Here is an 8,742-nt window from a genome sequence, read left to right on the forward strand (position 1 = left end):
ATATATGGAATAAGTAAAATCCATACTAATGTGGAATTTACTTTTTCAAATAACACAATTTTAAAAAACTTATAAATGGTAAAATAAAGTGTCAGTATAAATGAGTAAAAAAGTACACCAAACAATAAAATCATGTTATCATAAATTCGACCAAAAACCATGAAAGGATTTTATTGTTTGATGCAAGATAAGTATATCGCAAAAAGAAGAAAAGGTAAACATTTAACTTTAGCAGAGAGAGCAAAAATAGAAGTATATCTTAAAGAAAAAAAGACCAAGGCCTATATAGCGGAGAAAATAGGCGTTTCAGAAAGAACTATCTATAGAGAAATAAATCGTGGAACAGTCCTGCTTAAGAACTCTGACTTAAGTGAAAAAAAAGAGTATGCATATGATGTCGGACAGAGGAGGTATGAAGAAAAGCAGAGGAGCAGGGAGGGATACCTTAAAATAGGGAACAACCATGAACTTGTAAATTTTATAGAAGAAAGAATAGTTGATGAGAGGATGTCTCCATATGCAGCGTTAGAACTTGCGAAATCAAATGCCATCAAGGTGAACATATGTTTAAGAACACTGTATAACTATATAAATGGGAATCTCTTTCTGAGCCTGAGCCGTTCAAACCTGATATATAAGAAAAAGGAAAAGACTGTAAGGAAGAAGGAAAAGAGGTCATTAAAGCGTGGTGGTGAAAGCATTGAGAAAAGGTCTGATGAGATAAATTCACGCCTTACGCTGGGGCATTACGAGATGGACACAGTGGTGTCAGGGAAAGGGTCAAAGGCCTGCCTGCTCGTCCTTACGGAGAGGCTAAGCAGGAAGGAGATAATAGTAAAGATAAAGGACAAGAGCAGTGCGTCAGTAGTGGAGGCTCTTGAAGGGCTTAGAAGGATACACAGGGGTAAATTTTCTAAGATGTTCAAGAGCATAACAAGTGACAATGGTACGGAGTTTTCTGATGCGAAGGCTATTGAGGAAATGGGTATAAAGTATTTTTATGCACACAGCTACTGCTCGTATGAACGTGGAAGCAATGAGAACAATAACAAACTGATAAGAAGATTCATAGCCAAAGGCACGGACATAGGTAGTTTCAGCAAAAAGAGGATCAAAGAGATAGAGAAATTTATGAATAACTATCCGAGAAAGATGTTTGGTGGACTGAGTTCAAATGCGGTCTATAAGAGCCTAGAAAAAAATTATAAAATACTGACATTTAGGGTTGCAATTTATAAGAACTCCTAACGCTAAATTGAATCTTGCAAACTTTATGAGGACACATCTTTATACTTCTCTCTCAGCAGTAAAACTGGGGCTTGATATTTTATTAAAAGAAGAAAATGTAAAGTTTGATAAGCTTCTTGGTCATGGAGGTCTGTTTAAGACTGAAGTAGTTGGTCAGAAGTATCTGGCAGCTGCGGTAAATGCACCGGTTACAGTAATGAAGCCAGCAAGCGAAGGCGGGGCATGGGGAATGGCACTTCTTGCTTCATATATGGTAAATAAAGAAGAAGGGGAGGCACTTGAAACTTTCCTTGATAAAAATATATTTGCTTTAATGGATAGTGTGACCATAGAGCCTGACAGCGAAGATGTAGAAGGCTTTAGAGAGTTTATAAAGAGATATGTAAAGGGAATTGATATAGAAAGTTTGGCTGTAGATAAGATTTGTTAGTAGACAAATTTACAATGTATATCAGAAAATGTATGAAAAAAGAATTATAAAATACATATTTATTTAAGATAGACCTGCCCTTTAATTTCTCCTATATTTTCCTTTATTATGATATTTGATTTAAGGTAATTAAGTTCTTTTTTAGGACTTATGTGATGTATTAGATAATCAATTGCAACTTCTATAGATTTATAACCCTGCATAAAGGGTTGTTGATCTATAGTTGCTGTGATTATACCTTTTTCAAGCATATTTATTGTGCTGCTAAGTGTATCAAAAGTAATAACATACATATCTTTTAAATTTGCGTCTTTAATAGCACTTGTACCTCCTGCGACACCGGCACCGGCAAAGAAAAGAGCTTTTATTTCTTTATGGTTATTTATAAAATTTTTTGTTATCTCATAACTTTTATTATCATCATCATTATTTTCAAGTACGGCTATAATTTCAAGATTTTTATAATTTTTCTTAATAGTATCTCTAAAGCCTGCTAGTCTTTCTGTATGGCAAAGTACCTTTTTTGAGCCTAAAATTATTCCGAGTTTTATTTTGTCTTTAGTAAAGAGCTTCATAAGTCCTGCAGCTATACTACCGGCACTGTAATAGTCACTTCCTACATAAGCAAGTCTTTTAGAATTTTTAATATCTGTGTTTACAGTAATAACAGGTATATTTTCATTATAAAGTTCACCAATTAAATCTCTTATTTCGAAACTATCTAATGGAGATATTATTAGACATGATATATTTTTTTCTTTTAATTCTAAAATTGCCTTTTTTTGCTCTTCCAAGTCAAAGGAAATTTCTTTTCTAATCATAGAAATACCATAGTCTTCGGCCTCTTTTAGTTTTGTCATCATACCATTTATAACATCTATAAAAAATGGATTATGCTTGCTAAAAAGGATAACTCCTATTGTTAATTTCTTTTTTTTGGTAACAAGGGCAAGCCCTGCTTTATTAGGCTTGTAATCATATTTTTCTATTATATTTAATACTTTTTCTTTTATTTCCGGTTTAACGTTACCTCTATTATTTATAACTCTATCTACTGTACCCCTTGAAGTTCCTACAAGTTCTGCAATTTCCTTTATTGTTATCATAAATTAAATAAATCTCCTAAAATAAAGATATTTTGTATTATATCACATTCAACAGCTTTAGTCAAATAGTATAAAATATAAGTGTGCTAAAATTATAAGATATAAAAATCGCACAAAAAACACCTTGACTTATGAAAAAAAATGTGCTACTTTATAATTGTGCACGAACACAAAAAAATAATGGAGGTTAGTTATGGGCGAAATATTTAAAAATATTCCAGAAATTAAATTTGAAGGAAAGGAAAGTAAAAATCCTTTTTCATTTAGATACTATGATGCTGATAGAGTGATAATGGGTAAGAAGATGAGTGAGCATCTTCCATTTGCAATGGCTTGGTGGCATAATCTTTCAGCTACAGGAGCGGATATGTTTGGTGCTGGAACAACAGATAAGAGTTTTGGAGTTAAGCCAGGCACTATGGAGCATGCTAAGGCTAAGGTAGATGCCGGTATAGAATTTATGAAAAAACTTGGAATTAAGTATTATTGTTTTCATGATGTAGATCTTATTCCAGAGTGTTCAGAAGACATAAATGTTACAAATGAAAGGCTTGACGAGATTACAGATTATATATTAGAAAAAACAAAGGGTACAGATATCAAGTGCCTTTGGGCTACAGCCAATATGTTTTCTAATCCTAGATTTATGAATGGTGCAGGTTCTACAAATAGTGCAGAGGTTTATTGCTTTGCAGCAGCACAGATAAAAAAAGTTCTTGAGCTTACAGTAAAACTTGGTGGAAGAGGTTATGTATTCTGGGGTGGAAGAGAAGGGTATGAGACTCTTCTTAATACAGATGTTAAGTTTGAGCAGGAAAATATAGCAAATTTAATGAAGATGGCTGTAGAATATGGTAGAAGTATTGGCTTTAAGGGCACTTTCTTTATAGAGCCTAAGCCAAAGGAACCAATGAAACATCAGTATGACTTTGATGCAGCAACTTCTATAGCTTTTCTTAAAGAGCATGGTCTTGATAAGGATTTTAAGATGAATATAGAAGCAAATCATGCTACACTTGCAGGTCATACTTTCCAACATGAACTTAGGATATCAAGAGTTAACGGTATGCTTGGCTCTGTAGATGCAAATACAGGTGATCCTATGCTTGGTTGGGACACAGACGAATTTCCACATAATGCTTATGATACAACTTTAGCTATGTATGAAATACTTAAAAATGGTGGTCTTGATGGTGGACTTAATTTTGATTCAAAGAGTAGAAGACCTTCAAATACCTATGAAGATATGTTTTATTCATTTATTTTAGGTATGGATGTTTTTGCCCTTGGACTTATAAAGGCGGCAGAGCTTATAGAAGATGGAAGAATTGAAAAATTTGTAGAAGAAAAATATGCTTCTTATAATGAGGGAATAGGAAAGAAAATCTTAGAAAGAAGTACTACACTTAGTGAGCTTAGTGATTATGCACTTAAATTAAAGAAGCCAAGCAGCCCAGGTTCAGGTAGACAGGAATATTTACAAAGTATACTTAATGATATTTTATTTGGGAGATAAATATGTATTATATAGGGGTTGATTTAGGTACTTCAGCAGTAAAACTTGTTCTTATTAGTAATAAGGGTGAGGTAAAGAATATAGTATCTAAGGAATATCCACTTAGCTTTCCAAAAGAAGGCTGGTCTGAACAGGAGCCGGCCTTTTGGAAGGAAGATGTTTTTAGTGGAATTAAAGAGCTTATAAAAGATTTTGAGAGAAGTGAAATTAAGGCTATAAGCTTTGGTGGTCAAATGCATGGGCTTGTTATTTTAGATGAAGAAGATAAGGTAATAAGACCTGCTATCCTTTGGAATGATGGTAGAACTGAGGCTGAAACTAAGTACTTAAATGAAAAAATAGGTAAGGATAAGCTTTCAAGTTATACAGCCAATATAGCCTTTGCAGGCTTTACAGCTCCTAAAATTCTTTGGATTAAAAATAATGAGCCGGAAAATTTTAAGAAGATAAAAAAGATAATGCTTCCTAAGGATTATATAGTTTATCTTTTAAGTGGGGTACATAGTACAGATTATTCAGATGCTTCAGGAATGCTTCTTCTTGATGTTAAAAATAAATGTTGGTCTAAGGAAATGATTGATATTTGTTCTATAAAAGAAGAAATGCTTCCTAAACTTTTTGAAAGTTATGAAGTAGTTGGAAATATTAGAGAAGATATAGCAAATGAGCTTGGACTTTCATTAGATGTAAAAATAGTTGCAGGTGCAGGAGATAATGCGGCAGCAGCTATAGGTACAGCTACAGTAGGAAATGGAGCTTGTAATATTTCTCTTGGTACTTCAGGTACAGTATTTATTTCAAGTGATAATTTTGCAGTTGATAAGTATAATGCCCTTCATAGTTTTGCTCATGCAGATGGAAATTATCATCTAATGGGTTGTATGCTAAGTGCGGCATCTTGTAATAAGTGGTGGCTTGAAAATGTACTTGAGACAAAAGATTTTGTAAAAGAGCAAGAAGGGTTTGATAGCTTAGGAGAAAATAAGGTATTTTTCCTTCCGTATCTTATGGGTGAGCGTTCTCCTCATAATGATGTTTTTGCAAGAGGTAGTTTTATAGGTATGAGTATGGATACAGCTCGTGAAAAATTAACACAGGCTGTATTTGAAGGAGTGGCCTTTGCCCTTCGTGATTCTCTAGAAGTTGCAAGAAGCCTTGGTATAAATATAGATAAGGCTAAGATTTGTGGTGGTGGAGCAAAGAGCCCTATATGGAAAGAAATTATAGCTAATGTATTAAATGTGACACTTGAAGTAGTGAAATGTGAAGAAGGACCAGGTTATGGTGCAGCTATTCTTGCAGCAGTGGGAGCTGGTGAGTTTAGCTCGGTTAAAGAGGCTTGTGAAAGTTTAGTTGAAGTTGTGGAAAGGATAGAGCCTAAAAAGGAAATTGTGGATAAATATGAAAAGGCTTATAGTAAGTTTAAGAAAATTTATCCGGCACTAAAAGAAGTGTTTGGAGAAATAGCAAAATAAATTTAATTTAAGGGAGGTAATATGTTTAATCAAATAGTTTCAAGAAGAAACACAAATAGTGCAAAATGGGATGAAATTATAGAAAAAACAGGAAATGAAAAGCTTATTCCATTAACTGTTGCAGATATGGATTTTCCTGTTGCACCTGAGATTGAAAATGAGGTTATAAAGGTAGCTATACATGGTATTTATGGTTATACTAATGTTAGTGAAAGATATCTTTTAGCATCTAAAAGATGGATTGAAAATAATTATAACTATAGCATTGAAAAGGAATGGATAGTTTATTCTCCAAGAGTAATACAGGCAATATCATTATATATTCAAAATAATACAAGACCTAGTGATAAGATAATGGTATTTACTCCGCTTTATGATCCAATTCAAAATGCAGTAAGAGTAAATAATAGAGAGCTTATTACATCTTCGCTTCTTTTAAAAAATGGTAAGTATTTTATTGATTTTGATGATTTTAGAGAAAAAATATCAAATGGTGTTAAAATGCTTATAATGGTATCTCCACATAATCCTGTTGGAAGGGTATGGGATAAGGGAGAATTAGAAGAAATTGTAAAAATATGTAAAGAATTTAATGTACTAATCTTTTCTGATGAAGTACATGCAGATTTTGTATGGGATAAAAAATTTATTAGTATGGCAGAGTTTTTTGATATCTATGAAAATATAATAATAGGAATGGCTCCATCAAAAACTTTTAATATACCTGGTCTTGAAGCTAGTAATATTATAATAAAAAATGAAAAATTAAGAAATGAGCTTATTCTTTATTTAAGACAGGCAGGTATCCATAATCCTAGCTATTTCTGTATTCCGGCTGTTTGTGCAGCTTATGAGCTAGGAGATGAATGGCTCGGTATTGCTAAAAAAGTAATAAGAGATAATATATCTTATGCTAGGAATTTTTTTGAAAATGAATTAAAAGGCTTTAAGGTAATTGAGGGTGAAGGTACATATCTTATATGGGTAGATTATAGAGAAACAGGGCTTAGTGAAGATGACCTTAGTGAAATAATGTATGAGAAGGCTAATGTTGCTTTTTCTCTTGGAAGTTCTTTTGGATCTGAGGGTGTAGGATTTTTCAGAATAAATGTGGCATCACCACGAGTATTGTTAGAAGAAGCTTTTGGAAGGATTAAAAAATATTTATAAGGGAGATAATATTTTTATGAAAATTAAGAAAAAACCGACATTTGTACAAGCACTGTTGCCAATCATAGCTATGCTTTTAATTCTTGGACTAGGAATTGGTTTATTTGATTTACCGGCAGAGCCACTTATGATTTTGGCGGCAATTATATCTGGAATTGAAGCAATAGTATTAGGCTATAGTTATGATGAAATTATTGGTGAAATATCAGCTAAGATTACTAAAATATGGGGAGCATTACTAATTTTAGTAGTAGTAGGATTTATGATAGGCTCATTAATGGCAGGTGGTACAATACCTATGCTAATTTATTATGGCTTAAAAGTTATAAGTCCTAAATATTTAGCATTGGCCGCTTTTATGATAGCTGCTCTTGTATCGGTATTAACAGGTACTTCATGGGGTTCTGCAGGAACTATCGGAGTTGCTTTTATGGGAGTTGCTATAGGAATGAATGCCAATCTTGCCTTAGTAGCGGGAGCAGTTGTTTCTGGAGCATATTTTGGGGATAAATTATCACCTCTTTCAGATACAACAAACCTTTCTTCAGCAGTATGTGGAGTAGACCTTTATGAACATGTTTATAATCAGCTTTGGACTACAGGAGCTTCAGCCATAGTAGCAGTAATATTTTATTTTGTGATGGGACAGCTTGGAAATTTAGGTAGTGCTAAAGTGCCGGAAATGGTTGGCATAATGACTTCTAATCTTGATAAGATGTTTAATTGGAATATTTTACTTTTGCTACCTCTTATTATAGTTTTAGCTGGTTCTATTACTAAAAAGCCTACAATACCTGTAATGCTTGTGGCATCTGCATTTGCATTAATTAACGCTAAGGTATTCCAACATGTTAACTTATCAGACATTGTTAATGCAACTATAAATGGTTTTAATGTTTCTATGGTAGGATTTGAGGCTGAAAGTGTACCAAAAGAGCTGATTAGATTACTACATAGAGGTGGCATGATGGCCATGATGAATACTTTACTGATAGCTATATGTGCTATTTCTTTTGCCGGAACGATGACTGTAACAGGAGCTTTAACAGTATTAGTCGATGGACTCTTAAGTAAGGTAACTTCTGTATTTAAGCTCGTAGCATCTACAATAGTTACTTGCCTTATTACAACTGGTGTTACAAGTAACGGTCAGGTTTCAATACTTATGCCTGGTGAGGCATTTAAGGAGGCTTATATTAAAAAAGGCCTTCATCCCAAAGTATTATCTAGAACTTTGGAAGATTCAGTTACTTGTACTGAATGCTTAATTCCTTGGACTGCTGCAGGTGCTTATATGGCATCAACGCTTGGAGTAGCAACACTTAGTTATCTTCCGTTTGCAATATTAAATTATTTAGGAATAATTTTTGCTCTTATATGGGCTGCCACAGGAATTGGAATTACTAAATTAGAGAAAAAATAGTATAAACTGTTAAAAATTTAGGGTGAGTTTTTGCTCACCCTAAATTTTTAGAATTGTTAAGCTTTATTTGGTATGTTATTATATTTATAGTTTTAATTTTAAGGAGTAGGAATATGCTAAATATTAATGTGCTTATAAAGCCTGCATCAGGACTTTGTAATATGAACTGTGATTATTGTTTTATAAAGATGAGATGAAAAATAGGGTGAATTGCAAAAGTAACTTCCACACCTAAGTTTAATTTTTTATTTTAGCTACGGTATGGAAGTTACTCCCTTCCTGCACTCTTTATCCACTTTCAAAGATTTGCTTTTATTTTTTCTCGGACGCATTCTTATAGTGCGTGGCATGTCAATGTTTCTGTCAGGGCATCC

At 33.3% G+C, this 8,742-nt stretch carries 7 protein-coding genes; 6 read left to right on the forward strand and 1 reads right to left on the reverse strand.

Going from position 1 to position 8,742, the window contains the following annotated elements; translation table 11 throughout:
• Nucleotides 1-180 precede the first annotated feature (180 nt).
• Nucleotides 181-1,248 (forward strand): IS30 family transposase, encoded by a 1,068-nt coding sequence (locus ACTTKP_RS09870; RefSeq protein ID WP_442553737.1) that lies wholly within the window; start codon nt 181-183, stop codon nt 1,246-1,248.
• Between the two features lie 25 nt (nt 1,249-1,273).
• A complete protein-coding gene (locus tag ACTTKP_RS09875; RefSeq protein WP_442553738.1) occupies nt 1,274-1,678 on the forward strand; it encodes an FGGY-family carbohydrate kinase in 405 nt (134 codons plus the stop codon).
• A 59-nt stretch (nt 1,679-1,737) separates the two neighbouring features.
• On the opposite strand, the gene ACTTKP_RS09880 is transcribed toward ACTTKP_RS09875, so the two are convergent.
• Nucleotides 1,738-2,784 carry a substrate-binding domain-containing protein gene (locus ACTTKP_RS09880; RefSeq protein ID WP_442553739.1) on the reverse strand — a complete coding sequence of 349 codons (1,047 nt, stop codon included), beginning with the start codon at nt 2,782-2,784 and terminating at the stop codon, nt 1,738-1,740.
• A 193-nt stretch (nt 2,785-2,977) separates the two neighbouring features.
• On the opposite strand from ACTTKP_RS09880, the gene xylA reads away from it, so the two are divergent.
• The 4 genes from xylA to nhaC are packed head-to-tail and all read left to right on the forward strand — an operon-like array spanning nt 2,978 to nt 8,368.
• Entirely contained in the window at nt 2,978-4,300 is a 1,323-nt protein-coding gene (xylA, locus tag ACTTKP_RS09885; RefSeq protein ID WP_442553740.1) for a xylose isomerase, read from the forward strand.
• Between the two features lie 2 nt (nt 4,301-4,302).
• On the forward strand, nt 4,303-5,775 hold the full coding sequence (xylB, locus tag ACTTKP_RS09890; RefSeq protein WP_442553741.1) for a xylulokinase: 1,473 nt from the start codon (nt 4,303-4,305) through the stop codon (nt 5,773-5,775).
• A gap of 21 nt (nt 5,776-5,796) precedes the next feature.
• On the forward strand, nt 5,797-6,945 hold the full coding sequence (locus tag ACTTKP_RS09895; protein ID WP_442553742.1) for a MalY/PatB family protein: 1,149 nt from the start codon (nt 5,797-5,799) through the stop codon (nt 6,943-6,945).
• 16 nt (nt 6,946-6,961) lie between these two features.
• Nucleotides 6,962-8,368, forward strand: coding sequence for a Na+/H+ antiporter NhaC (gene nhaC / locus ACTTKP_RS09900; RefSeq protein WP_442553743.1), 1,407 nt, complete (start codon nt 6,962-6,964; stop codon nt 8,366-8,368).
• The last annotated feature ends 374 nt before the right edge of the window (nt 8,369-8,742 follow it).

Origin of the sequence: Catonella sp., assembly GCF_052169795.1 — a bacterium.
In the GTDB taxonomy this organism is placed as follows: Bacteria; Bacillota; Clostridia; order Lachnospirales; family Lachnospiraceae; genus Catonella.